This window comes from Paraburkholderia sp. 40 (assembly GCF_050434105.1).
GTDB lineage: Bacteria > Pseudomonadota > Gammaproteobacteria > Burkholderiales > Burkholderiaceae > Paraburkholderia > Paraburkholderia tuberum.
Genome location: NZ_JBNPVY010000004.1, coordinates 2,756,487 through 2,782,170 on the forward strand (window position 1 = coordinate 2,756,487; position 25,684 = coordinate 2,782,170).

The window sequence follows — 25,684 nt, forward strand, 5'->3', positions numbered from 1 at the left end:
TCCACGAACCCGCGTCGATTTCTCATGAAACCGGCACAGCCACGCATCGAATGCGCGCGCGTTCGTTCGTGTGTAATCTTCAGTAATAATGCGGCGCTACAATCGGCCAGATCGTATGCATCCGCAGGCGACGTAAGCAAAACATGGTACGAGGCCAACGCCGCCGCGTACGCTGACCAGAGACTTCCATGCAAGACAAGCAGTCCACGCGCTGGCGCGCGCACAGTGCCAACGCGACGGCCCCGACCTCGACCGCTCCAGCAGGTGGCGCGCACGAGGCCGCGCTTTCCGCCAGCACCGCGCACCCGTTTGCCGGCGCGCAGACCCAGCCGGCGGCCGGGGACCCCGCGGCTTCGGCCGCGGCGGTATACGGCGCCGACACCGCCCATCCATCGGGCTCCGCCGTTTCAGCCGACCGCGCAACGCGCGGCCTGCAGCGTTGGCGCGCGCTCGCGGCGATCCGCCCGCTGCTGTGGCTCGTCGCGCTGGCGATCCTGTGCGCGTGGCTCGCCCCCGGCATTCTCGGCCACGAACCGTGGAAGCAGGACGAAACCTACACATTCGGCATCGTCCAGCACATGCTCGATACCGGCGACCTCGTCGTGCCGACCAATGCCGGCCAGCCCTTCGTCGAAAAGCCGCCGATCTACGATTGGGTCGCCACGGGCCTCGCGTGGATGTTCGGCCGCTATCTGCCGCTGCACGATGCGGCACGGCTCGCGAGTGCGCTGTTCGCGGGCCTGACGGTGTATTACACCGCACGGGTCGCGCGTCGCGCGGTCGCTGCGTCGAGCTGGTTCGACCTGCGCGTGATCGGCACGCTCGCGCTGTTCGGCGGCACGCTCGTCGTCGTCAAGCACGTGCACGACATGATGACCGACGTCGCGCTGATGGCCGGCGCCGCGCTCGGCTTTTGCGGACTGTTCGAACTCGTACTCGTGCATCTGCGTGACGACCCGCGCGCCGCGTCGTATTTGCCGATGCACGCGCAAGCCGCCCGGCAGACCAAACCGCTCGATGCCCGCGAGCGGCGTCACGCGATCATCAGCGGCGCGACGATGTTCGGCGCGGGCGTGGGCGTGTCGCTGCTCGCCAAGGGGCTGTTCGTACCGCTCGTGTTCGGCGCCACCACCTGCGCGGCGCTGCTGCTCTATCCCGCATGCCGCAGCCGCGGCTTCGCCGGCGGGCTCGGCCTCGCCGCGCTCGTCTGCGCGCCGTTCGCGCTGATCTGGCCGATCTGCTTCTACCTGCGCTCAGAGGCACTCTTCAAGGTGTGGCTGTGGGATAACAACGTCGGGCGTTTCTTCGGTTTTTCGGTCGCCGAGCTCGGCTCCGAAAACGAGAGCCACCTGTTCGTACTGCGCACCGTGCTGAGCGTCGGCTTTCCGGTCGTACCGCTCGCGCTGGCCGCGCTCGCCGGTGGCGCATGGCGGCGCTGGCGCGATCCGCGCGTCGCGTTGCCGGTGCTGTTCGCGGGTATCGGTTTCGCGGTGCTGCAAAGCTCGGCGACGGTTCGCGAGCTATACATCCTGCCGTTCATCGCGCCGCTCGCGCTGGTCGCGATGCAGGGCGTCGAACGTTTGCCGGCGCGCCTGCATACCGGCTGGGATATGGCTAGCCGAGTGCTGTTCGGCAGCGCGGCCGCGCTCGCGTGGATCGTCTGGTCGATCATGACGACCCCCGCGAGCACGCATGCGTCGCTGCATCTGCTCGGCCGCTGGCTGCCGCTCGACTGGGTGCTGCCGATTTCGCCCGCGCTGATCGTCGGCGCGCTGCTGCTGACGATCGGCTGGCTGTGGCTGCTGCCGTCGTTCAAGTACGCGGGCAAATGGCGCGGCGCGCTCAGCTGGTGCGCGGGCGCGATGCTCGTCTGGGGGCTCGTCAGCACGCTGTTGCTGCCGTGGCTCGACTACGCGAAAAGCTACCGCTCGGTGTTCCGGGACCTCCGCGCGAAGATGGATATCCAATGGAACGACGGTGACTGCATGGCAAGCTCCGGACTCGGCGAATCCGAAGCGCCGATGCTCTTCTACTACACGGGCATCGTGCATCAGCCGAGCGAAGATCCGCGCACGACCGCCTGCACCTGGCTCATCGAGGAAAGCCGCCGCGACAACGCGCGGCCGCCGGCCGGCAAATGGCGGCTGTTCTGGTCCGGTGCGCGACCGGGCGATTCGGATGAGCTGTTGCGCGTCTTCGTGCGCACGCCGATGGCGGGCAAGCTGCACGGCGACGAGTAGAGCCGCGCAACGCGTCGCGCCGGCCGAGTGCCTCGCGCGCGCGTCCGCGTCGATTCAGAACGACGAACCGGGCTCGCGCAGGAACGCGATCTCCTCGTCGCTCGATTCACGTCCGAGCAACCCGTTGCGATGTGGAAAGCGGCCAAATCGTTCAATCGCTTTCGCGTGGCGCAGCGCGTACTGATAGTAGCCGTCACCGCCCGGCTCCGCCGCAAGCTGTTTGAACAGACGCAGCGACTCCTGCTGGCTCGCGAGCGTTTCATCGTGCTCGAACGGCAGATACGCGAACGCGCGATGCTGCACGTCCGGCAACAGCCGATCGGCGCCGCTCGCGATGATCCGTTGCGCGGTTTGCAGCGCCTTGCCGTCGGTCGCGAAGGCGCGCGGCGTATTGCGATGGCAGTTGCGGGAAAACTGGTCCAGAACGATGACGAGCGCCAACGCACCCAACGGCGTGCTCTGCCATGCGTCGAGCTCACCCGCGTTCGCCGCATCGATCAGGTTACCGAAACGTACGCGCAGCATCGTATCGACGGCGTCATCGCGCTTGAACCAGAGCTTGCGCTCCGTGCCGTGCTCCGGCGTGCCCGGCGCGCCGAACCAGCAGTCGAGAACCTCGCGCGCCTGCGGCGCGAGCGCCGCATAGTCGGCTTCGACCGAGTACGGTGCCGAGGTGGCGTGCGGCGGCGTGTCAGCCATTGCGGTTGCGCATCCAGTCGGCGGTTTCGAAGAACGAGCCGAGCAGGCGCTCGCGCAGCGGTTCCGGCAAGCCGACATCCTCCATCGCCCATGCCATGCACCTCAACCACTGGTCACGCTCGCTCGACGCGATCGCGAACGGCAGATGCCGCGCGCGCAGACGGGGATGGCCAAAGCGGTCGATGTAATGATCGGGACCGCCGAGCCAGCCGCACAAAAACCAGAATAGCTTGTCGCGCGAACCCTCGAGCGACGCCGGATGCAGCGCGCGAATCCCGGCGAAATCCGCCTCGAGATCCATCAGGTCGTAAAACCGGTCGACCAGGTCGCGCACGCGCGTCTCGCCGCCCACCAGTTCGAAGGCCGTCGGCTTGTCCGAGGACACTTCGTCGTTCAAATCGCTCATACCCTGCTCAACAGCAAAAAGACATCACCAGGAAAACTCACGCATCGCGCAGCGACTGCAGCGCTGGCCGCGCCAGCACATGCCGCAAACTCAGCCACCCGCCGACACCGGCACACGCGATGCCGGCCGCAACGCCCACCGGCAGCAGCCACGGATCGAAGGCCAGATAAAACTCGAACACGTGCGTGGCCAGCATCGAGCCGACGATCTGCGCGCCGAGCGCCGCCATCAGGCCGGCAAGCGCGCCGACCGCGACGAATTCGGCCACCTGCACCGCCCGCACCTGACGATGCGATGCGCCCAGCGCACGCAGCAGCGCGGATTCTCGCATACGCTCGTCGCGCGTTCCGGCGAGCGCCGCGTACAGCACCAGCACGCCGGCCGCGAGCGTGAAGGCGAACAGGAATTGCACCGCGCCGATCACCTGCTGCAACACGCGCTGCACCTGCGCGAGGATCGGGCCGGTATCGATCGCGGTCAGATTGGGATAGGCGGCGATCAGGCCATCGATCGTCGACTGTTTGTCCACCGGCAGATGGAAGCTCGTGATGAAAGTCGCCGGAAAATCCTGCAACGAAACCGGCGGCATCAGCACGAAGAAGTTGACCTTGAAAGAACCCCAGTCGAGCTTGCGCACGCTCGTCACCGGCGCCTCGACAGTCAGCCCCGTCACGTCGAAGCGCAGCACGTCGCCGGGCTTCACGTTGATCAGCTTCGCGAGACCCTGCTCGATCGAGATCTGCGGCTTAGTCGTCTCGCCGAACCAGGTTCCCGCGGCGATCCGGTTGTCGTCGGGCAGTTGCGTCGTGTAGGACAGGTTGAACTCGCGGTCGACCAGTCGCCGCGCATCCTCGCCCTTGAACGAATCCGGATCGACCGCCTTACCGTTGATCGCGACGAGCCGCCCGCGCACCATTGGCGACAGCGCCGCGCCGGCGATGCCGTGCGCGTCCAGATACTGCGTGACCGCGTCGCGCTGATCGGGCTGGATGTCGATGATGAACTCGTTGGGCGCATCGGGCGGGGTCGATTTGCGCCAGCCCTGCACGAGGTCGTTGCGCGTCATCGCGATCAGCAGCAGGCACATCAGGCCGATGCCGAGCGCGGTGATCTGCAGCGCGCTGGTACTGCTGCGCCGCTCGAGCGACGCCAGCGCATAGCGCCAGCCGATGCCCGCATTGACGCGCTCGCTGCGCACCACGCGCGCGCCGCGCCCCACAACGCGAGCCGCGCGATGCCGGCGAACACCAGCAGCCCGCCCGCGAATCCACCCGCGACGATGCCCCCGAGCTTCAATTCCCCCGCGGCGAGTATCAGCAGCCCCGCGAACAGCACGATGCCGAACGCGTAGGCGGCCCACGCAGTGCGTCCCTCCTCGCCCCATTCACGCCGCAGCACGCGCACCGGCGGCACGCGCGTGAGCGGCAACAGCGGCGGCAGCGCGAAGCCGAGCAGCAGCACGAGGCCGGCCGCGATGCCTTCGAGCGCGGGCCACAGCGTCGGCTGCGGCAGCACCACGTCGATCAGGCCGCCGAGCCACGTCAGCAGCGCGAGATGCCCGAGATAACCGAGCGCCACGCCGAGCACGCCGCCGAATACGCCCAGCCCGACGAATTCGAGCGTGAACAGCGCACGCAGCGCGGCCTGGCTCACGCCGAGACAGCGCATCGCCGCGCAGCCGTCGAGATGCCGGCGCATATAGCGGTGCGCGGCCATCGCGATCGCGACGGCCGCGAGCAGCGCGGTCAACAGCGACACGAGCGTCAGGAAATGGCCCGCGCGATCGAGCGTCTGACGGACCTGCGGCTGGCCGTCCTGCAGCGACTCGAGCGCGACGCCGCGCAGCTTGCCGCCGTCGACGCGCTCATGCGCAAACTGCGCGAAGCGCGCGACCGCGTCGTCTGAACCGGCGACCAGCAGCCGGTACGTGACGCGGCTGCCATAGGTGATCAGGCCCGTCGACGGTACGTCAGTGGCATTCAGCATCAGGCGCGGCGAAAAGTTGACGAACGAAAAGCCGCGATCGAGCTCGCGCGTGATCAGCGCGCCGACCGTGAAGTTGCGATTGCCGACCTTCACCGCATCGCCGATCTTCAGCTTCAGCGCGTCGAGCAGCTGCTGGTCGACCCACACGGTGCCCGGCGCCGGAATCGACGTCGCCGGATGATCGGCCGCACCCGGCGCCGCCGCGATGCGCAGCGCCCCGCGCAACGGATAGCCGGGCGACACCGCCTTGACGGCGGCGAGCCGCGACGCCGGCTGCGCGCCGGTCGAATTGATCATGCTGGGAAAGATCGCCGTGGTGGCGGTGCGCAGGCCCAGGGCGTGCGCCTCGGCGGCGAATTGCGGATCGACCGGATGATCGGCGCGCACGATGAAGTCGGCGGCGATCATGCGCCGCGCATCGCGCTCGAGCCCCTGATGCAGCCGATCGCCCAGAAACCCGACGCTCGACAACGCCGCGACCGCCAGCACGAGCGCGAGCAGCAACATCGTCAGTTCGCCCGCGCGCCAGTCGCGCGCCGTCATCCGCATGGCCTGGCGCAACAGATCGATGCCGCCAAGCCGCCGCGCTGGTCTCGTGTTGGCGCGCGTTCTTGAACCCGCCTTGGATCCTGGTAGTGCTTCGCTCAATCGTGCCTGCTCCTCGCAAATCGCGACACCATGTGCGTGGCCATGCCGCGAAAACCGCCCTGCACGCCACGCCACAATCGCGGCAATGCCCACGCCGCGAGCAGCAGGAAGCCTACCATCAAGACCAGAAACACGAGCGGCACGAACAGCGCAAGCAGTACGCCGCCGACCACGAGGCCGTCCTCGGCGGTCGACGTGACGACGTTCGACACCGGCTCCGGCGACAGGTTGATCAGCGCGCGGGTACCCGCCTTCGCGAGATGCGCGGTGCCGGCGAGCGTGCCGCCCGCGAGCGCGGCAACGCTCAGCAGCGTCGGATCGGCGTGGCCGAGCGCGCCGGCGGCCAGCACGGCGCCGGCCGGAATGCGGATGAAGGTGTGGATCGCATCCCACAGCGAATCGAACGCGGGGATCTTGTCGGCGAGGAATTCGGCCAGCGTCAGCACGGCCGCCGCACCGATCACCCATGGCGATGACAGCGCGGACAATGTGTTCGGCAAGTGAATCAGGCCAAGACGTTCGAACACGCCGGCCAGGAGGACCGTCAGATAGAGGCGCAGACCGCTGCCCCATGAAAGGCCCGCTGCAAGTGAAAGTGATTCAAGCATGGCCGCCTCCACGCGCTCAGTGCGTGCCAGGCGCCGCGGCGGGAACGAGCGGGCGTTCCGCGCCGAAGCCGTCAGGCTCGCCAGGCCGGCCGCGCCAGCCAGGCCGCGGGCAATCTCAAGGTCGTTTCTGTCTCATTATAGCTACGATAATTCGCAGAACGTAGAGCGGCGAAGCCTTCGCTGTGGCTTGCAGGCAATGGCGGCCGCGCCCCGAGCGGACGTGGCCGCCCGGTCAGTGCCCCGACGACAGCTTCAGGCCGACGAGGCCGATCACGATCAGCGACGCACTGGCGACGCGCGCGACCGTCAACGCCTCGCCCATCATCACGACGCCGAAGATGAACGCGCCGACCGCGCCGATCCCTGTCCAAACAGCATAGGCTGTGCCGAGCGGCAACTGGCGCATCGCGAGCGCGAGCAGCACGAAGCTGCCGAGCGCGGTCACGACCGTGAAGATGGACGGCCACAAGCGGGTGAAACCTTCGGAAGTTTTGAGACCGGCCGCCCACGCGACTTCGAGCAGACCGGCAATCAGGAGAAGAAACCAGGACATCGACACAGCTCCATGAAAAATGGGGCCGTCCCCGATGATCGATGCTGGCGCAAGGTCGTCCTTACGTCGGGAGATTATAACGAAGCGGCATCGCGGACGAATTCACACCGCACCCACCAGCCGGTACCCGACGCCCGTCTCCGTGACGATATGCTCCGGTTGCGCCGGATCGCGCTCGAGCTTGCCGCGCAGATGCGCCATGTAGATGCGCAGATAGTGGTGACTCTCGACGTGCGACGGCCCCCACACGTCGCGCAGCAACTGTCGGTGCGTGAGCACGCGGCCCGCATGGCGCACGAGCGTCGCGAGCAGCCGGTATTCGATCGGCGTCAGATGGACCGCGGCGCCGTCGCGCGTAACCTGGCGCAGCGCGAGGTCGACGGTGACCGCACCGAAGCGCACCTGCGGCGATTCGTTCGCGCCGCCGTGATTGCGCCGCCGCAGATGCGCGCGGATCCGCGCAAGCAACTCGGACACGCCGAACGGCTTGGTCAGGTAATCGTCGGCGCCGGCGTCGAGCGCGGCGACCTTTTCGCTTTCCTGGGTGCGCGCCGACAGCACGATCACCGGCAGCTCGCTCCAGCCGCGCAGCTCGCGGATCACGTCGAGGCCGTCGGTGTCGGGCAGGCCCAGATCGACGATCACGAGATCGGGCTTGCGCGTCGCTGCTTCGACGAGCCCCTGCTTGCCGGTCTCGGCGTCGTACACGGCGATGCCCTCGTCTTCGAGCGCCGTGCGCACGAAGCGGCGAATCTGCTTCTCGTCTTCGATCAGAACGACGGTGATGCTCAGGTCACTCATGGGTGGGTCGGGTGAGCGGGTTGAGGTCGGCGGCGGTGTCGGTGTCGGTGGCTGCGCCTTCGTCTTCGAGCGTATCAAACGTCTCGGGTGCGTCGGGCGGCGTCTTGACCGGCAGCGTGAACCAGAAGCGCGCGCCCTCGACGCGGCTATCCGCCGCCATCCGGTTGAGCGCGCCGATTGTACCGCCGTGCGCCTCGACGATCGCGCGGCAGATCGCGAGCCCAAGGCCGATGCCTGGTTTCGCCGACTCCTTCTCGCCGCGCGTGAACTTCTCGAACACGCGCGCTTCCATGCCGGCGGGCAGGCCGGGGCCGTTGTCGTCGATCGTGATGCGCACGAACGGCGTGCCGTCCGCGTCGATCTGCTGCGCGCCGATCGCGAGCGGCGTGCCGGACGCCGTGTATTTGGCCGCGTTCTCGAACAGGTTCGAGAACAAGCGCTCCATCAACACCGCGTCGAGATGCAGCAGCGGCAGATCGGCGGGCAGCGTAACCTGCACCGGATGACCCGCGAGCACACGCTTGCACGCTCGCAGCGCGGCGCCGACGGTCTCCTCAAGCAGCGTCCATTGCTGGTTCAGTTGCAGGCTGCCGGCCTGCAAGCGCGCCATGTCGAGCAGATTCGTGACGATGCCGGTCATGCGCAGCGCTTCTTCGTGGATTGCGTCGACGAGTTCGTCGTCACGCCGCGCGGCGGATTGCGCGTCGGTCCGCAAAGAAACATCCGCCTCGCCTTCTGTCCGCCCCTGTCCCGCCTGCCGCCCCTGCGCGAGCATCGACGAAAACCCGACGATCGTCGTCAGCGGCGTGCGCAGATCGTGCGAAATCGCCGACAGCAGCGAATTGCGCAGCCGCTCCGACTCCATGTTGACGAGCGCATCGCGCGCGATATCGACGTAGTGCACCCGTTCGAGCGCGAGCGCGATCTGCGCGGCGAACGCATCGAGCATGCGGCGCTGTTCGGGCACGGTCAGCTCGCGCTCGTCACGCACGACCACCGCGAGCACGCCGCGCGTGCGCATCGGCGCCTTCAGCGGCAGATACAGCGCCGCGGCGGCCGGCAGCGTATCGGTGCCGTGGCCGGCCGGCTTCTGCTGATCGTAGACCCACTGGCCGACGTCCAGATCGAGCGCGTCGCCTTCGAGCGTGATCGCCGCGTCGGGGTCCTCGATCTTCTGTTTGACCTGGTCGGCGCTGTCGGGCAGCAGGATCGCGACACGCGCGCCGAACACCTCGCTCACGTGCCGGGTGCCGATGCCGACGATCTGCTCGGTCGCGAGCGCCGCGGCGAGCTCGCGCGCCATCTCGTACATCGCTCCGGTGCGCTGCTCGCGGCGTCGCGCGACGCTCGCCTCGTGGCGCAGGCTCGAAGTCAGATGGCTGATCACGAGCGAGGTCAGCAGCATGCCGAAGAACGTCAGCAGGTATTGCGTGTCGGAGACCGACAGCGACATGCGCGGCGGCACGAAGAAGAAATCGAACGCGGCGACGCTCGCGAACGACAGCACGACACCCGGCCCGCGCCCGATCTTCACCGCGGTGAAGATCACGCCGAGCAGATACAGCATCACGAGGTTGGTCAGATCGATGCGGTCGATCAACTGGCTCGACAGCAACGTGATCGCCGCGCCGATCGCGAGCGCGAACGCGTACGCGCGCGGCGGCGAGCGACGCTCGCGGGCCGCGCTCAACGCCTCGCGCCACGCGTTCGCGGTCGTGTTCAACAGCCGCCGCTGCTCGCCGCCGTCGCGCTCCGACGACACGCGAATCAGCGTGAGATCGAGATCGCCGCTCTTCTCGGCGATGCGCTCGCCCAGCGGCCGGCGCAGCCAGCGGCTCGCGGCCGTGCGCGACGATGCGCCCGCCACCAGCTTCGATACGTTGCGCGCCTGCGCGTAACCGATCAGCGCGTCGAGCGCATCGGTGGCGGCGAGCGTCGCAGTTTCGGCGCCGAGTTCGGCGGCGAGCTTCAGCGCGTTCAGCGTGCGTTCGCGTCGGGCGTCGGGCAGGCGCTGCAACGCGGGCGTTTCGACATAGACCGCGAGCCAGTCGGCCCTCAGACTCGCGGCGAGGCGCGCCGCCGAGCGCACCAGCGCCGGCGCTTCGGGACCAGGACCGACGCACACCAGCAGCCGCTCGCGCGCCTGCCAGATACGCTGGATCGAACGATCGGCGCGGTACTCGCGCATCTGCGCGTCGACCCGATCGGCGGTGCGGCGCAGCGCGAGTTCGCGCAGCGCGATCAGGTTGCCCTTGCGAAAGAAGTTGCGCACCGCGCGCTCCGCCTGCTGCGCCATGTAGACTTTGCCGTCGCGCATGCGGTCGAGCAGTTCCTCGGCCGACAGATCGACGAGCGTGACTTCGTCGGCATGGTCGAACACGCGATCGGGGACCGTCTCCCACACGCGGATGCCGGTGATCTGGCCGACCACGTCGTTCAGACTCTCGAGGTGCTGCACGTTGACGGTCGTATAAACGTCGATGCCCGCATCGAGCAGTTCGTAGACGTCCTGCCAGCGCTTCAGATGGCGCGCGCCGTGCACGTTCGAATGCGCGAGTTCGTCGACGAGGATCAGTTGCGGCTTGCGCGCGAGCGCGGCGTCGAGATCGAACTCGCCGAGCTTGCGGCCGCGATACTCGATATGCACGAGCGGCAGCACGTCGAGCCCCGCGAGCAACGCGGCGGTTTCGCTGCGCCCGTGCGTTTCGGCGATGCCTACCAGCACGTCGACACCCTCTTCCTGGCGGCGGCGCGCGGCCTGCAGCATCGCATAGGTCTTGCCGACGCCGGCCGACGCGCCGAAGAAAATCTTCAGCCGGCCGCGCTGGCGTTTTTCTTCGTCGCGCTGCAACTTGTCGAGCAGTTCGTCAGGATCGGGGCGGTTCATGCTCAGTGGTTGTCATAGTCGTGCGAGCGGCGGTGTCTGCATGGTCGCACGGCCCGCGCCGACCCGCAAATGGCGGCGCGGCGCCACGCGGACGCCGCTGTTTCAGCGATGAACCGCAAACGCGGCTGGTGCGTCGTCGATGCGTTCAGTCTCAGCCGCGCTTCATTTCATCGAGCGCGAGATTGAGCTTCAGCACATTCACGCGCGGCTCGCCGAGCACGCCGAACTGGCGCCCCGTCGTGTAGCGCTCGACGAGCGCCTGCACGTCGTTCGGCGCGAGGTGACGGGCCTGCGCGACCCGCTCGAGCTGATACGCGGCCGCGGCCGGACTGATCTCCGGATCGAGCCCGCTGCCCGACGACGTGACCAGATCGACCGGCACCGGCTTCGACATGTCGGTGCCCGCCGCCTTCAGCGCCGCGAGACGGCCCTTGATCTCGTCGAGTAGCGCGGGGTTGTTCGGCCCGAGGTTCGAGCCGCCCGAGCTTTGCGGGTTGTACGGCATCGGGCTCGTCGCCGACAGCCGGCCCCAGAAGTACTGGGGCGCGTCGAACTGCTGGCCGATCAGCTGTGAGCCGACCACCTTGCCGTTCTGCTCGATGAGGGTGCCGTTGGCCTGTTCGTGGAACGCCGCCTGGCCGAACGCGGTCATCACGGCGGGATATGCGAGTCCTGTGACCGCGGTCAGCACCGCGAAGATCACGATCAGCGGACGGAACAGATTTTTCATGATGGGTCTCTTTCCCTTTTCATCACATGGTCACTGCGCTCAAACCCAGCCGAACGCGGCGAGCACCATATCGATCAGCTTGATGCCGATGAACGGCACGATGATCCCGCCAAGGCCATAGATCAGCAGATTGCGGCGCAGCAGGATCGCAGCGCCTAGCGCGCGATAGCGCACGCCCTTCAGCGCCAGCGGAATCAGCAGCACGATGATCAGCGCGTTGAAGATCACCGCCGACATGATTGCCGAGGTCGGCGTCGCCAGATGCATCACGTTCAGCGCATTCAACGCCGGATACGTCGACGCGAACGCGGCCGGGATGATCGCGAAGTACTTGGCGAGGTCGTTGGCGATCGAGAATGTGGTCAACGACCCGCGAGTCATCAACATCTGCTTGCCGATCTCGACGATCTCGATCAGCTTGGTCGGATTCGAATCGAGGTCGACCATATTGCCGGCCTCTTTTGCCGCCTGCGTGCCGGTGTTCATCGCGACCGCGACGTCGGCCTGCGCGAGCGCGGGCGCGTCGTTGGTGCCGTCGCCGGTCATCGCGACCAGACGCCCTTCGGCCTGGTGCGCGCGGATCGTCGCGAGCTTCGTTTCGGGTGTCGCTTCGGCGAGGAAGTCGTCGACGCCCGCTTCGGCCGCGATCGCGGCGGCGGTCAGGCGGTTGTCGCCCGTCACCATCACGGTCTTGATGCCCATCTTGCGCAGTTCGGCGAAGCGCTCCTTGATACCACCCTTCACGACGTCCTTCAACTCAATCACGCCGAGCACGCGCGCGCCCTGCTCGCCTTTCTCGGCGACCACCAGCGGTGTGCTGCCGCGTCGCGCGACATCGGCGACCGCGTTGCTGACTTCATTCGGGAAACGGCCGCCGTTCGCTTCGACATAGTGCTTGACCGCATCGGCCGCGCCCTTGCGGATTTCACGGCCATGAGTCCCGCAGGGAGTCCCTTGAGGAGACAGATCGACGCCGCTCATGCGGGTCTGCGCCGTGAACGCGAGAAACACCGCATGCAGCGAGGCCATATCGCGCTGACGGATATTGAAGCGCTGCTTCGCGAGCACGACGATGCTGCGGCCTTCCGGCGTTTCGTCGGCGAGCGACGACAGCTGCGCGGCATCGGCAAGCGCCTCTTCGGTCAGACCTGGCGCCGGCAGAAACTGCGACGCCTGGCGGTTGCCGAGCGTGATCGTGCCGGTCTTGTCGAGCAGCAGCACGTCGACGTCGCCGGCCGCTTCGACGGCACGGCCCGAGGTCGCGATCACGTTCGCCTGCATCATGCGGCTCATGCCGGCCACGCCGATCGCCGACAACAGTCCGCCGATCGTCGTCGGGATCAGACACACGAGCAGCGCGGCGAGCGCGGTGATCGTCACCACGTGGCCCGCTTTCGCGGCTTCGACGGAGAAGATCGAGAACGGCAGCAGCGTCGCGGTGGCGAGCAGCATCACGATGGTCAGCGCGACGAGCAGGATGGTGAGCGCGATTTCGTTCGGCGTCTTCTGACGCTTCGCGCCTTCGACCATCGCGATCATGCGGTCGAGGAACGCCTCGCCCGGATTGGCCGTGACGCGCACGACGATCCAGTCCGACAGCACCCGCGTGCCGCCCGTCACCGACGAAAAGTCGCCGCCCGACTCGCGGATCACCGGCGCCGATTCACCGGTGATCGCCGATTCGTCGACCGAAGCGACGCCCTCGATCACTTCGCCGTCGGCCGGGATCACGTCGCCGGTCTCGACCAGCACGACGTCGCCACGGCGCAGATCGGTCGCGGTCGTGATGCGGATCGGCGACTTCGGATGCGGCTCGTTGAGCTTCTTCGCCATCACGTCTTTCTTCGCGCTGCGCAGCGACGCGGCCTGCGCTTTCGAGCGGCCTTCGGCGAGCGCCTCCGCGAAATTCGCGAACAGCACCGTGAACCACAGCCACAGCGTGACCGCGAGGATGAAGCCCGCGGGCGCCTCGGCCTGACCGCCGAGCGCGGCGATCCACAGAATGGTCGTCAGGATGCTGCCGACGTACACGCAGAACATCACCGGGTTGCGAAACTGCGTGCGCGGCGTCAGCTTTTTAAAGGAGTCCACGATCGCCGGGCGCAGCAGCGCCGGGTCGAACATGGACCGGGTAGCGTTATGTTCAGTCATTGAATCCTCGAATGTCCGTGGGCGCTTGCAGGCTTGCGGCGTGCAAGCGCCTGTTCGGTCGTTGGCTCCGCGGCCGTGGGTCACTGCCGTGGGTCAGTGCACGCCGATCATCATCAGTTGCTCGACGCCGGGACCGAGCGCGAGCGCCGGGACGTAGGTCAGCGCGCCGACCAGCAGCACCGTGCCGAGCAGCAGCACGACGAACAGCGGTCCGTGCGTCGGCAGCGTGCCGCCGGTGACCGCGATGCGCTTCTTCGCGGCGAGCGAACCGGCGATCGCGAGCACCGGCACGATCGTGCCGAAGCGCCCGAACCACATCGCGATCGCGGTGAGCCAGTTGTAGAACGGCGTATTCACCGCGAGACCCGCGAACGCGCTACCGTTGTTGTTCGCCGCCGAGCTGAACGCATAGAGGATCTCGGAGAAGCCGTGTGCGCCGGGGTTTGCAATGCCGGCCTTGCCCGCCTCGCTGAGCACCGCGATCGAGGTGCCCACCAGCACGAGCAGCGGCGTGAGCAGCACGACGATCGACACCATCTTCATCTCGTAGGCCTCGATCTTCTTGCCGACATACTCAGGAGTACGCCCGATCATCAGTCCCGCGACGAACACCGCGAGCAGCGCGAACACGAGCATCCCGTACATGCCGGAACCGACACCGCCGAAGATCACTTCGCCGAGCTGTATCAGCAGCATCGGATACAGGCCGCCGAGCGGCGTCAACGAATCGTGCGTGTTGACAACCGCGCCGCACGAAGCCGCCGTCGTCGCGACCGTGAAGATGCCCGACTGCGCGATGCCGAAGCGCGTTTCCTTGCCCTCCGCATTGCCGCCCGCCTGCAGCGCGTTCGCCGACTGATCGACGTGGAGCGCCGTGAACGCGGGATTGCCGCTCTGCTCGGCGCTGATCTCGCCAAACACGCAAACGCCGAACGCGATCGTCATCGCCGCGAGCACCGCGACGCCCTGCCGGCGGTCGCCGATCACGCGGCCGAACACGAGCGCGAGCGCCGCCGGGATGATCAGGATCGAGAGGATCTGCACGAAGTTCGAGAACGGCGTCGGGTTTTCGTACGGATGCGCGGAGTTGCCGTTGAAGAAGCCGCCGCCGTTGGTGCCGAGCATCTTGATCGCTTCCTGCGACGCGACCGGGCCCATCGCGATGGTCTGCGTCTTCACGGGCGTGTCGAGCGTCACCGGATCGCCCTTCGCGTCCTTCACCGGATTGCCTTGCGCGTCGAGCTTCGGCGCGGCGTAGGTGGTGGTCTGCAGCGTCGGCACCTCCTGATATGCCTTGAAGTTCTGGATCACGCCCTGGCTCATCAGCAGGGCGGCGATGATCGCCGCCATCGGCAGCAGGACGTACATCGTCACGCGCGTGATGTCGACCCAGAAGTTGCCGATCGTCTGCGCGGTATGACGCGCGAAGCCGCGCATCAACGCGAACACGACGACGATGCCGGTCGCCGCCGACAGGAAGTTCTGCACGGTCATGCCGAGCATCTGCGTCAGATAGCCGACGGTCTGCTCGGGCGTGTAGTCCTGCCAGTTGGTGTTGGTCACGAAGCTGACCGCGGTGTTGAACGCGCTGTCGACCGACATCGCGCCGAACTGCTGCGGATTGCCTGGCAGCCACCCTTGCACGCGCAGCAGCACGTACAGGAACGCCGCGCCGAGCACGTTGAACGCGAGCGTGGCGACCGCGTAGTGCCTCCAGCCCATCTCCGCCGCTGGATCGACGCCCGCGATACGGTAAAGCAGCCGTTCGAGCGGCGCGCCGAAGCGCACCACGCGCGAACTGCCGTCCATCACGGCGCCGAGATAGCTCGCCATCGGCACCGCCGCGGCCAGTAGCACGACGATAAAAAGACTCGCCTGCAGGACATCGTTCGTGTTCATTCAATGTCCTCCGCGCGCAACAGCGCATACACGAGATATACGAACAGCAGCGCGGTGGACGCGCCGGCCAGCCACAGCATCCAGGTCATCAGCGCGCTCCTTGTCCGCGGCGCAACTGCATCAGCTTCTCGCAGCCGCCAATCAGCCCAAAGGTCAGCACGGCAAACAGCGCCAGGCCCCCGACATACAGCACATCCATTCTCGTTCTCCATTCACGGACTTTGGATGGATAGAACGGTATGCCGATCGGCCTAAAGGGCTGGTCAAAGATCGCGGGGTACGCGTAAAAATCGCGTAAACGGACAAGGCCGTTTCATTTCGCGATGAAACGGCCCTGATGGATGACGTGCAGCGCAGCCCGAGGCCGCGCTGCCACTTTTTATGGCAGCAGGATCGTCGACCCCGTCGTGCGGCGCCCTTCGAGGTCCGCATGTGCCTGCCCGACGTCCGGCAGCGCATAGCGCTGATTGATGCTCGTCTTGACCTTGCCCGAGCTCAGCACGTCGAACAGCTCGGCCGACATCGCCTCGTAGTCGCTGCGTTTCGCCATATAGGTGAAGAGCGTCGGTCGTGTAAAGAACAGCGAGCCGCGTCCCGCGAATTCCGACGAGTCGATCGGCGGCAGCGGACCCGATGCGTTGCCGAAGCTCACGAACAGGCCGAGCGGCGCGAGACAGTCGAGCGACTTTTCGAAGGTGTCCTTGCCGATCGAATCGTAGACGACCGGCACGCCCGCGCCGTTGGTGATCTCGCGTACGCGCTTCGTGAAGTTCTCGCGCGTATAGACGATCGCGTGATCGCAGCCGTGCGCTCTCGCGATCTCGGCTTTCTCGTCGGAACCGACCGTGCCGATCACCGTCGCGCCGAGCGCCTTCGCCCACTGGCACACGAGCAGGCCGACGCCGCCCGCTGCGGCCTGAATGAGGATCGTGTCACCGGCCTTCACGCGATACGTGCGGCGCAGCAGATATTGCGCAGTCAAGCCTTGCAGCATCACCGACGCGGCCTGCTCGTTGCTGATCGCATCGGGCAGCTTGACGACCTGCGCGGCCTGCAGCACGCGCTCCTGCGCATAAGCGCCGGGCGGCCGCGCGACATACGCGACGCGATCGCCGACCTTCAGACCGGTCACGCCCGAGCCCACCGCGCTGACCTCGCCGGCCGCTTCCATGCCGAGCCCGCCCGGCAGCGGCAGCGGATACAGACCGGTGCGGAAATACACGTCGATGTAATTGAGGCCGACCGCCGTCTGGCGAATGCGGATCTCGCCCGCGCCGGGATCGCCCACATCGACGTCGACCCATTTCATGACTTCGGGGCCTCCGGTTTTGTCGAATCGGATTGCCTTGACCATCATGTCTCCTTCATCTGTATGGATGTGGGTGCGGCGACGCGCGCGCTCACGCCTCGCCGGACAGGCGCAGCGTCAGCACGTCGAGCACCATGCGGGCGGTCGAAATGTTCGTCGCGCACGGAATGTTGTGCACGTCGCACGCGCGCACTAGCGCGTTGATGTCCGGCTCGTGCGGCTGCGGCGTCATCGGGTCGCGCAGGAAAATCACCATGTCGACGCGCCCTTCGGCGAGCTGCGCGCCGATCTGCAGGTCGCCGCCGTGCGGGCCCGACAGCATGCGCTCGACCGTGAGGCCGTGCGCGTCGCTGATGCGTCCGCCGGTCGTGCCGGTTGCGACGATCTCGCAGCGCGCGAGCGTGTCGACGTATTCGCCGGCCAGTTTGACGATGTCGTCCTTCTTGTGGTCGTGCGCGATCAGCGCAATGCGGGTGCTCATGACGTAAGACTCCTCAAACCCTTGTGACTATCGTTGTTGTGATGTGACGGATGTCGTTCGCGCGCGGCGGCTCGGTACATGCCTGCTCAGTACGTACCAGGATAGGCGCCGCCGTCGATCAACCAGTTCTGCCCGGTGATGTAACCCGCGTGCGTGCTGCACAGGAACGCGCAGGCGCGGCCGAATTCTTCGCGATTGCCGAAACGGCCGGCGGGGATCGTCTTCATGCGCTGCTTGCGCGCTTCGTCGATCGAAATGTTGTGCGTCTTCGCCTGCGCCTCGAACGTGACCGCGATACGGTCCGTGTCGAACAGGCCCGGCAGCAGGTTGTTGATCGTCACGCCGGTCGGCGCGACCTTACGCGCGAGCCCCGCGACGAAACCGGTCAGGCCGGAGCGCGCGCCGTTCGACAGACCGAGCACGTCGATCGGCGCCTTCACCGCCGAGCTCGTGATGTTGACGATGCGCCCGAAGCCGCGCGCGCTCATCGTGTCGATGGTCTGACGGATCAGCTCGATCGGCGTCAGCATGTTGGCTTCGAGCGCGCGGATCCAGTCCTCGTGCGTGAAGTTACGGAAATCGCCCGGCGGCGGCCCGCCCGCGTTATTGACGAGAATGTCCGGCTGCGGGCAGGCTGCGAGCGCGGCCGCGCGCCCTTCAGGCGTGGTGATGTCGCATGCGACGGTCTTCACCTCGACGCAGCTCTGCTTGCGGATCGCCTCGGCGGTCGCTTCGAGCGTTTCGGCGGTGCGCGCGACGATCGTCAGGTTGACGCCCTCGGCGGCGAGCGCTTCCGCGCAGCCGCGTCCCAGACCTTTGCTCGCCGCGCAAACCAGCGCGCTGCGTCCTGCGATTCCCATGTCCATGTGTATGCCCTCTTGGCGAAGTTTCTCCAGATTCTAGAAGAATCGGTGCCGGACTGTGCCGCGTCGCTGCAATCTCAGGTATCGCCGGGCGGTACTCTTTCGGTAAACTTGCGCGGTGGCGCGCTTTTCCACCGTTCGTCCGACCTTCGAGCGCGGACGGAGCCAACGGATGAGCGCGCCGAACCGATCCACCTTGCCGCCGCGCGCGAGCCCGCCATGACCCAGGACAGCCGTTTCCCCAATCTCTTCATCCTCGATCACCCGCTGATCCAGCACAAGCTGTCGCACATGCGCGACCGGGACACGTCGACGCGCACGTTCCGCGAACTGCTGCGCGAAATCACGCTGCTGATGGGCTACGAAATCACCCGCAACCTGCCAATGACCACGCGCCGCATCACCACGCCGCTCGTCGAGATCGACGCGCCGGTGATCGCCGGCAAGAAGCTCGCGATCGTGCCGGTGCTGCGCGCGGGGGTCGGCATGTCGGACGGCCTGCTCGAGCTGGTGCCGTCGGCGCGCGTCGGCCATATCGGCGTGTATCGCGCGGAGGATCATCGGCCGGTCGAATACCTGGTGCGGCTGCCGGACCTCGAAGACCGCGTGTTCATCCTCTGCGATCCGATGGTGGCGACCGGCTACTCGGCCGTGCACGCGGTCGATGTGCTCAAGCGCCGCAACGTGGCGGCCGAGAACATCATGTTCCTCGCGCTCGTCGCCGCGCCCGAGGGCGTGCAGGTGTTCCAGGACGCGCACCCGGACGTCAAGCTGTTCATCGCGTCGCTCGATTCGCATCTGAACGAGCATGCGTACATCGTGCCGGGCCTGGGCGACGCGGGCGACCGGTTGTTCGGTACGAAGAACTGACGCGCCGAGGGCCAGAGGGGGGTGGCCTGGCGATGCCGCCGCCCCGGAACCGGCCCCGCTTTCGCCCGCATCCGGCCCTCCCGGCGACACATCCGCGCCGCCTCCATTCATTTTCGCGTCGATTTCATTGCATTTGCGGCCGGTTTCGCGGCGCGGCCCCCTCTGCCGCACCCCCGCGGCATGATAAAATTCGCATCCGCTCGACGGAGCGACTCGACCCGCACGATCACTCGCGCCACCGCCTGCAATTTCGACTGGCGCCCCGCGCTTTCGCATCAGGTCATGCGGCGCCTGGCCGCACAAGCTGCCCCGCCGCGCGGCCGCCCTGCGGCCCTGCGGCCCCGCCTGGCCGGCCGGTCATGCATGAGCCGGCACGAACGCCTACCGGCGGGCAAGCGCGGAACGACGCGCGGGAACGGCCAGGCTGAGATCGGCGGCACAGGTGGCCACCTCGACGGGCCAACACGAGCGACAAGCACGAGCGGCCGGCAGCCTTTCACCTGACGGTTTGACATCGAGGCGCAACACGCGAGGCGCCAGACATCGCAACGACAATTGCACTATGCGTGCGCCCCGCTGGCGCGCGCGACGGAGAAAAGTATGGCGGGTCATTCGAAATGGGCCAACATCAAGCATAAGAAAGCAGCGGCCGATGCCAAGCGCGGCAAGGTCTGGACGCGGCTCATCAAGGAAATCCAGGTTGCGGCCCGTCTGGGCGGCGGCGAAATCGACTCGAACCCGCGTCTGCGGCTCGCGGTCGACAAGGCGTACGACGCCAACATGCCGAAAGACAACATCAACCGCGCGATCCAGCGCGGTGTCGGCGGCGCGGACGGCGCGAACTACGAGGAAATCCGCTACGAAGGCTATGGCATCGGCGGCGCGGCGGTGATCGTCGACACGATGACCGACAACCGCACCCGCACGGTCGCGGAAGTGCGTCACGCGTTCTCGAAGAACGGCGGCAACATGGGCACCGACGGCTCGGTGTCGTTCATGTTCGATCACGTCGGCCAGTTCCTGTTCGCTCCCGGCACCGCCGAAGACGCGCTGATGGAAGCCGCGCTCGAAGCGGGCGCCGACGACGTCGTGACGAACGAGGACGGCAGTATCGAGGTGCTGTGCCCGCCCAACGATTTTTCGAAAGTGAAGGCTGCACTCGAAACGGCGGGCTTCAAGGCCGAACTGGCCGAAGTCACGATGAAGCCGCAGACCGAAGTCGAATTCACCGGCGACGATGCCGTGAAAATGCAGAAGCTGCTCGACGCGCTGGAAAATCTGGACGACGTGCAGGAAGTCTATACAAACGCGTCGATCGCCGGCGAGTGATGGCGCGCCGGGCTCTGACATCGTTTGCCCTTGCTGTTGATGGTTTATTGCACGGCTGAGCACACCGCTCGGCCGTTTATGGTTTTCAAGTCTCGGGGATTCACATGAAGTTACTCGTCGTCGGTTCCGGCGGTCGCGAACATGCGCTGGCATGGAAGCTCGCGCAATCGCCGCGGGTCCAGCTCGTCTACGTCGCGCCGGGCAACGGCGGCACCGCTCAGGATGAGCGTCTGCTCAACATCGACATCACCGAGCCGGCCGCGCTCGCTGATTTCGTCGAAAAAGAACAGATCGCGTTCACGCTGGTCGGGCCGGAAGCGCCGCTCGCGGCAGGCATCGTCAACCTGTTCCGCTCGCGCGGTCTGAAGATCTTCGGGCCGACCAAAGAGGCCGCCCAGCTCGAAAGCTCGAAAGATTTCGCCAAAGCGTTCATGAAGCGCCACGGCATCCCGACGGCCGAGTACGAAACCTTCGCCGACCTCGCCGCCGCGCACGCGTATCTGGACGCCAAGGGCGCGCCGATCGTGATCAAGGCCGACGGCCTCGCCGCCGGCAAGGGCGTGGTGGTCGCGCAAACGCTGGAAGAAGCGCACGCCGCGGTCGACATGATGCTGTCGGACAACAAGCTCGGCGACGCCGGCGCGCGCGTCGTGATCGAGGAGTTCCTCGCCGGCGAGGAAGCGAGCTTCATCGTGATGGTGGACGGCAAGCACGTGCTCGCGCTCGCGTCGAGCCAGGATCACAAGCGTCTGCTCGACGGCGACCAGGGCCCGAACACGGGCGGCATGGGCGCCTACTCGCCCGCGCCGATCGTCACGCCGCAGCTGCATGCGCGCGTGATGCGCGAAATCATCCTGCCGACCGTGCGCGGCATGGAGAAGGAAGGCATCCGCTACACCGGCTTCCTGTACGCGGGCCTGATGATCGACGCGCAAGGCAACCCGAAGACGCTCGAATTCAACTGCCGGATGGGCGACCCCGAAACGCAGCCGATCATGGCGCGTCTGAAGGGCGACTATTCGAAGGTGGTGGAACACGCGATCGCCGGCACGCTCGACACCGTCGAGCTCGAATGGGACCGCCGCACCGCGCTCGGCGTCGTGCTCGCCGCGCACAACTACCCGGACACGCCGAGGAAGGGCGACCGCATCAACGGCATTCCCGCCGAAACCGCGGATTCGGTCACGTTCCACGCCGGCACCACGCTGACGGACGGCAAGCTGACCACCTCGGGCGGGCGCGTGCTGTGCGTCGTCGGTCTCGCGGATTCGGTGCGCACCGCGCAGGCGGCCGCGTACCAGACGATCAACCAGATCGCGTTCGACGGCATGCAGTACCGCCGCGACATTGGCTATCGCGCGCTCAACCGCAAGCACGACGGCAAGTAAGCTTCGCTAGCGCTGGACGCCGTGCGGGCGGCGCACTGCCGGCGCCACTGGCGCCGCAGTGCCGGCACGTTACACGACGCGCGCTACACTGAATCTTTCCCGCTCGTCGCGGCAGACGGGCCCGGAGCCCGCGAATCGACTGAAGCGGCAAGCCGCCTCTGATGTTCGCCTCCGGCAACCAGGCAATCCGAACCAGCGGTCCGAGTGCGCAGACACCCGGCGCGAACGCGGCCATCGCTTTCTTTCGAAGAACCCGCGGCACGACGAGCGTGCCGCCCTCAGCACCTGCATTCATGAGCAATTCGAGCTACGACGCACAAGCCGTGCGCACCTGGCTGCAAGGCCTGCAATCGCATATCGCGGACACGCTCGGCGCCTTCGACGGCACCGCGTTCGCTACCGACGCGTGGCAGCGCGCGCCCGGCGAGAAGCTGCGCGGCGGCGGCGTCACGCGGATTCTCGAAGGCGGCCAGTTCTTCGAGCGCGCGGGCATCGGCTTCTCGGACGTCGCGGGCGACGCGCTGCCGGGCTCGGCAAGCGCCGCGCGGCCGCAACTGGCCGGGCGCGGCTTCGAGGCGATGGGCGTGTCGCTCGTGCTGCATCCGCACAATCCGCACTGCCCGACCGTGCACATGAACGTGCGCCTGCTCATCGCGACGAGGGAAGGCGAAGAACCGGTGTTCTGGTTCGGCGGCGGCATGGACCTGACGCCCTACTACGGCTACGAAGAGGACGCGCGGCAGTTCCATCAGGTGTGCCGCGACGCGCTCGCGCCGTACGGCGCGGACCTGTACCCGCGCTTCAAGCGCTGGTGCGACGAGTACTTCTTCCTGAAGCACCGCAACGAGCCGCGCGGCATTGGTGGGATTTTCTTCGACGATTTCTCGGCGCCGGGCTTCGAGCAATCGTTCGCGATGCTCAAAAGCGTCGGTGAAGGCTTTCTCAAGGCGTACCTGCCGATCATCGAGCGGCGCCGCGACACGCCGTACGGCGAAGCCGAGCGTGCGTTCCAGGCCTACCGGCGCGGCCGCTACGTCGAGTTCAATCTGGTCTTCGACCGTGGCACACTGTTTGGGCTGCAGAGCGGCGGACGCACCGAATCGATCCTGATGTCGATGCCGCCCGTGGCGAACTGGCGCTACGACTGGCACCCCGAGCCGGGCACGCCGGAAGCGAGTTTGTACAGCGATTTCCTCGTGCCGCGCGAGTGGGTGTGACGCGCCACCTGTCTCGCTTACGGTCACGACAAAGGATCCTCACCTGAAGCCGAACGCTCACCCTGTCGCCCTGCCTCGCCGGATCGGTCTGCTGGGCGGCACTTTCGACCCGATCCACGACGGCCACCTCGCGCTGGCGCGGCGGTTCGCCGACGTGCTGCGGCTGACCGAACTGGTGCTGCTGCCGGCCGGCCAGCCGTGGCAGAAAGCCGACGTGTCGCCCGCCGAACATCGGCTCGCGATGACGCGCGCGGCGGCCGCGTCGCTCGCGATCCCCGGCGTGACGGTGCGCATCGCGACCGACGAAATCGAGCACGATGGCGCGACCTACACGGTCGAGACGCTGCAATGCTGGCGCGAGCGCGAAGGCGACGACGCATCGATCACGCTGCTGATCGGCGCGGATCAACTGGTGCATCTCGACACATGGCGCGACTGGCGGCGCCTGTTCGAGCTCGCGCATATCGGCGCGGCCACGCGGCCCGGCTTCGACCTCGCGTCGGTCGCCCCCGCGGTCGCCAGGGAAATTGCCGCGCGCCGTGCGCGCGCCGACGTGCTGCAGGCCACACCCTGCGGCCATCTGCTGATCGACACGACGCTCGCGTTCAACGTATCGGCCACCGACATTCGCGCGCATCTGCGCGAGCAGGTCAACCAGCGGCTCGCCCACGCGGGTGCGGGCGGCACAACCCAGGATCGGGCCGCGAGTCACGTCCCCGCCGCGGTGTGGGACTATATTCTTCAACATCATCTGTACCACCGGTAACTCCATGGATATTCGCAAACTGCAACGCGTAATCGTCGACGCTCTCGAAGACGTCAAGGCGCAAGACATCAAAGTGTTCAACACCAGCCACCTGACCTCGCTGTTCGATCGCGTGATCGTCGCGAGCGGTACGTCGAACCGGCAAACCAAGGCGCTCGCGTCGAGCGTGCGTGAAGGCGTGAAGGAAGCCGGCGGCGAGATCATCAGCACCGAGGGCGAGGATATCGGCGAATGGGTGCTGGTCGATTGCGGCGACGCGATCGTGCACATCCTGCAGCCGGCGCTGCGCCAGTACTACAACCTCGAGGAAATCTGGGGCGACAAGCCGGTGCGCATCAAGCTGTCGACGCCGAATCCGTTCGGCGGCGCGCGCGCAAGCGAGCCCGACGACGAGGAAGACGAGGAAGCGCCGGCCGCGAAGCCCGCGCGCAAGACCACGGCGCGCCGCAAGTAAGCGGGCCGTGTCTGCCACACCGCTACTGTCCTCGCGATGAAACTGCACATCCTCGCCGTCGGCCACAAGATGCCGGACTGGATCGCGACCGGCTTCGACGAATACGCGAAACGCATGCCCCCCGAGTTGCGCATCGAGCTGCGCGAGATCAAACCGGAGCAGCGCTCGTCGGGCCGTTCGGCCGAAAGCGTGATGGCCGCCGAACGGCAGAAGATCGAAGCCGCGTTGCCGAAGAACGCACGCATCGTCGCGCTCGACGAACGCGGCAAGGACTGGACCACGATGCAGCTCGCGGGCGCGTTGCCGGGCTGGCAGCAAGACGGCCGCGACGTGGCCTTTCTGATCGGCGGCGCGGACGGGCTCGATCCCGAGCTGAAGGCATGCGCCGATATGATGCTGCGCGTGTCGAGCCTCACGCTGCCGCACGCGATGGTGCGCGTGCTGCTGGCCGAACAGCTTTATCGGGCGTGGACCATCACGCAAAATCATCCGTATCATCGCGCGTAGGTGCTGGAGCCTCGCGCGGCGACGCCTGGCAACGATTCGTTGCTGCTGACGCGTCGCGGGCGCTCGGCTCCATACGCTTGAGCGCATTGTCGCCGCTTCATGCGATGATGCGCCCGACGCGCTGTGCATCGATGCCGCTAATGGATGCAGCGCATCGATCGGATCACCGGGTCAACCTCGCCCCGCTCACTCTTCCACGCCCACCCGCGTTCACCACCCCGCGCCATCCGTTTCCCGCTCCATCGAGACCCGTTCATGCCCACGCCCTCCGCTTCGCTGCATCCGTTCGTCTACCTCGCCTCGCAAAGTCCGCGCCGCCAGGAGCTGCTGCAACAGCTCGGCGTGCGTTTCGAATTGCTACTGCCGCGCCCCGATGAAGACGCCGAAGCGCTCGAAGCCGAACAGTCTGGCGAACACGCGCGCGACTACGTGCAGCGCGTGTGCATCGCGAAGGCGCAGGCGGCCCGCGCGCGGCTCCTCGACGGCGGTCACGAAGTGCGGCCGATCCTCGTCGCCGACACCACCGTCACGATCGACGACGCGATTCTCGGCAAGCCCATCGATGCCGACGATGCGGTCGCCATGCTCACACGTCTCGCGGGCCGCACGCACGAAGTGCTGACCGCGCTCGCCGTGATCGATGCCAATGGCGCGCTGCTGCCCGCGGCGTTGTCGGTCTCGAAGGTGCGTTTTGCTGCAGTGCACGCAGACGCGTTGCGTCGCTACGCGGCGAGCGGTGAGCCGCTCGGCAAGGCGGGGGCGTATGGCGTGCAGGGACGCGCGGCGGAGTTTATCGAGCATATAGACGGGTCCTATTCGGGTATCATGGGTTTGCCGCTTTTTGAAACCGCTGCCCTCCTGCGTGCAGCGCGCATCGACTTCTAGAACAACA

At 66.9% G+C, this 25,684-nt stretch carries 23 protein-coding genes and 1 pseudogene; 9 read left to right on the forward strand and 15 right to left on the reverse strand.

Annotated features, from left to right (window positions below; all coding sequences use genetic code 11):
• The first annotated feature begins 188 nt into the window (after positions 1-188).
• Positions 189-2,240 carry an ArnT family glycosyltransferase gene (locus tag OKW28_RS34650; RefSeq protein WP_429452118.1) on the forward strand — a complete coding sequence of 684 codons (2,052 nt, stop codon included), beginning with the start codon at positions 189-191 and terminating at the stop codon, positions 2,238-2,240.
• Between the two features lie 54 nt (positions 2,241-2,294).
• Here the strand turns inward: OKW28_RS34650 and OKW28_RS34655 are convergent, their stop codons facing one another.
• The 15 genes and pseudogenes from OKW28_RS34655 to OKW28_RS34725 all read right to left on the reverse strand — a co-directional run bounded on the left by OKW28_RS34655 (position 2,295) and on the right by OKW28_RS34725 (position 18,264).
• Positions 2,295-2,939, reverse strand: coding sequence for a DUF924 family protein (locus OKW28_RS34655; RefSeq protein WP_429452120.1), 645 nt, complete (start codon positions 2,937-2,939; stop codon positions 2,295-2,297).
• The gene (locus OKW28_RS34660; protein WP_429452122.1) at positions 2,932-3,345 is read right to left on the reverse strand and encodes a group II truncated hemoglobin; all 414 of its coding nucleotides are present in this window, start codon (positions 3,343-3,345) and stop codon (positions 2,932-2,934) included. Before OKW28_RS34660 ends, OKW28_RS34655 begins: the two co-directional genes overlap by 8 nt.
• A gap of 37 nt (positions 3,346-3,382) precedes the next feature.
• Positions 3,383-5,874, reverse strand: a pseudogene (locus tag OKW28_RS34665) (ABC transporter permease).
• 101 nt (positions 5,875-5,975) lie between these two features.
• Positions 5,976-6,587 carry a DUF4126 domain-containing protein gene (locus tag OKW28_RS34670; RefSeq protein ID WP_090805650.1) on the reverse strand — a complete coding sequence of 204 codons (612 nt, stop codon included), beginning with the start codon at positions 6,585-6,587 and terminating at the stop codon, positions 5,976-5,978.
• Positions 6,588-6,819: 232 nt separating this feature from the next.
• Positions 6,820-7,140, reverse strand: a complete 321-nt coding sequence (gene sugE / locus OKW28_RS34675; protein ID WP_184072024.1) for a quaternary ammonium compound efflux SMR transporter SugE — start codon at positions 7,138-7,140, stop codon at positions 6,820-6,822.
• Positions 7,141-7,242: 102 nt separating this feature from the next.
• Positions 7,243-7,941 carry a two-component system response regulator KdpE gene (gene kdpE, locus OKW28_RS34680; RefSeq protein WP_429452124.1) on the reverse strand — a complete coding sequence of 233 codons (699 nt, stop codon included), beginning with the start codon at positions 7,939-7,941 and terminating at the stop codon, positions 7,243-7,245.
• Positions 7,934-10,828: a DUF4118 domain-containing protein gene (locus tag OKW28_RS34685; RefSeq protein WP_429452126.1), complete on the reverse strand. Its 2,895-nt coding sequence runs from the start codon at positions 10,826-10,828 to the stop codon at positions 7,934-7,936. The genes kdpE and OKW28_RS34685 overlap by 8 nt, the downstream gene beginning before the upstream one ends.
• A 151-nt stretch (positions 10,829-10,979) precedes the next feature.
• Positions 10,980-11,558: a potassium-transporting ATPase subunit KdpC gene (kdpC, locus tag OKW28_RS34690; RefSeq protein ID WP_429452128.1), complete on the reverse strand. Its 579-nt coding sequence runs from the start codon at positions 11,556-11,558 to the stop codon at positions 10,980-10,982.
• Between the two features lie 39 nt (positions 11,559-11,597).
• Positions 11,598-13,709, reverse strand: coding sequence for a potassium-transporting ATPase subunit KdpB (gene kdpB, locus OKW28_RS34695; RefSeq protein ID WP_429452130.1), 2,112 nt, complete (start codon positions 13,707-13,709; stop codon positions 11,598-11,600).
• 93 nt (positions 13,710-13,802) lie between these two features.
• Positions 13,803-15,608, reverse strand: a complete 1,806-nt coding sequence (gene kdpA / locus OKW28_RS34700; RefSeq protein WP_429452132.1) for a potassium-transporting ATPase subunit KdpA — start codon at positions 15,606-15,608, stop codon at positions 13,803-13,805.
• Positions 15,605-15,697, reverse strand: a complete 93-nt coding sequence (gene kdpF / locus OKW28_RS34705) for a K(+)-transporting ATPase subunit F (protein ID WP_013088901.1) — start codon at positions 15,695-15,697, stop codon at positions 15,605-15,607. Before kdpF ends, kdpA begins: the two co-directional genes overlap by 4 nt.
• Positions 15,697-15,807, reverse strand: a complete 111-nt coding sequence (locus OKW28_RS34710) for a hypothetical protein (RefSeq protein WP_018431541.1) — start codon at positions 15,805-15,807, stop codon at positions 15,697-15,699. Before OKW28_RS34710 ends, kdpF begins: the two co-directional genes overlap by 1 nt.
• A 180-nt stretch (positions 15,808-15,987) precedes the next feature.
• A complete protein-coding gene (locus tag OKW28_RS34715) occupies positions 15,988-16,962 on the reverse strand; it encodes a quinone oxidoreductase family protein (RefSeq protein ID WP_429454552.1) in 975 nt (324 codons plus the stop codon).
• A 46-nt stretch (positions 16,963-17,008) separates the two neighbouring features.
• The gene (locus OKW28_RS34720) at positions 17,009-17,398 is read right to left on the reverse strand and encodes a methylglyoxal synthase (RefSeq protein ID WP_013088898.1); all 390 of its coding nucleotides are present in this window, start codon (positions 17,396-17,398) and stop codon (positions 17,009-17,011) included.
• 86 nt (positions 17,399-17,484) lie between these two features.
• Entirely contained in the window at positions 17,485-18,264 is a 780-nt protein-coding gene (locus OKW28_RS34725) for an SDR family oxidoreductase (RefSeq protein ID WP_429452134.1), read from the reverse strand.
• Positions 18,265-18,480: 216 nt separating this feature from the next.
• Between OKW28_RS34725 and upp the strand changes: the two genes are divergently transcribed.
• From upp to OKW28_RS34765, 8 genes are all read left to right on the forward strand, one after another.
• Positions 18,481-19,131: a uracil phosphoribosyltransferase gene (gene upp / locus OKW28_RS34730; RefSeq protein ID WP_026225693.1), complete on the forward strand. Its 651-nt coding sequence runs from the start codon at positions 18,481-18,483 to the stop codon at positions 19,129-19,131.
• Positions 19,132-19,731: 600 nt separating this feature from the next.
• Complete coding sequence (locus tag OKW28_RS34735) at positions 19,732-20,460, forward strand: YebC/PmpR family DNA-binding transcriptional regulator (RefSeq protein ID WP_018419973.1); 729 nt, start codon at positions 19,732-19,734, stop codon at positions 20,458-20,460.
• A gap of 104 nt (positions 20,461-20,564) precedes the next feature.
• Complete coding sequence (purD, locus tag OKW28_RS34740) at positions 20,565-21,848, forward strand: phosphoribosylamine--glycine ligase (RefSeq protein ID WP_429452136.1); 1,284 nt, start codon at positions 20,565-20,567, stop codon at positions 21,846-21,848.
• 293 nt (positions 21,849-22,141) lie between these two features.
• Positions 22,142-23,065, forward strand: a complete 924-nt coding sequence (gene hemF, locus OKW28_RS34745) for an oxygen-dependent coproporphyrinogen oxidase (protein ID WP_429452138.1) — start codon at positions 22,142-22,144, stop codon at positions 23,063-23,065.
• Positions 23,066-23,108: 43 nt separating this feature from the next.
• A complete protein-coding gene (locus OKW28_RS34750) occupies positions 23,109-23,831 on the forward strand; it encodes a nicotinate-nucleotide adenylyltransferase (protein ID WP_429454553.1) in 723 nt (240 codons plus the stop codon).
• A gap of 4 nt (positions 23,832-23,835) precedes the next feature.
• Positions 23,836-24,285: a ribosome silencing factor gene (gene rsfS, locus OKW28_RS34755; protein ID WP_018419969.1), complete on the forward strand. Its 450-nt coding sequence runs from the start codon at positions 23,836-23,838 to the stop codon at positions 24,283-24,285.
• 36 nt (positions 24,286-24,321) lie between these two features.
• Positions 24,322-24,792: a 23S rRNA (pseudouridine(1915)-N(3))-methyltransferase RlmH gene (rlmH, locus tag OKW28_RS34760; protein ID WP_429452140.1), complete on the forward strand. Its 471-nt coding sequence runs from the start codon at positions 24,322-24,324 to the stop codon at positions 24,790-24,792.
• 255 nt (positions 24,793-25,047) lie between these two features.
• The gene (locus tag OKW28_RS34765; protein ID WP_429452142.1) at positions 25,048-25,677 is read left to right on the forward strand and encodes a Maf family protein; all 630 of its coding nucleotides are present in this window, start codon (positions 25,048-25,050) and stop codon (positions 25,675-25,677) included.
• The last annotated feature ends 7 nt before the right edge of the window (positions 25,678-25,684 follow it).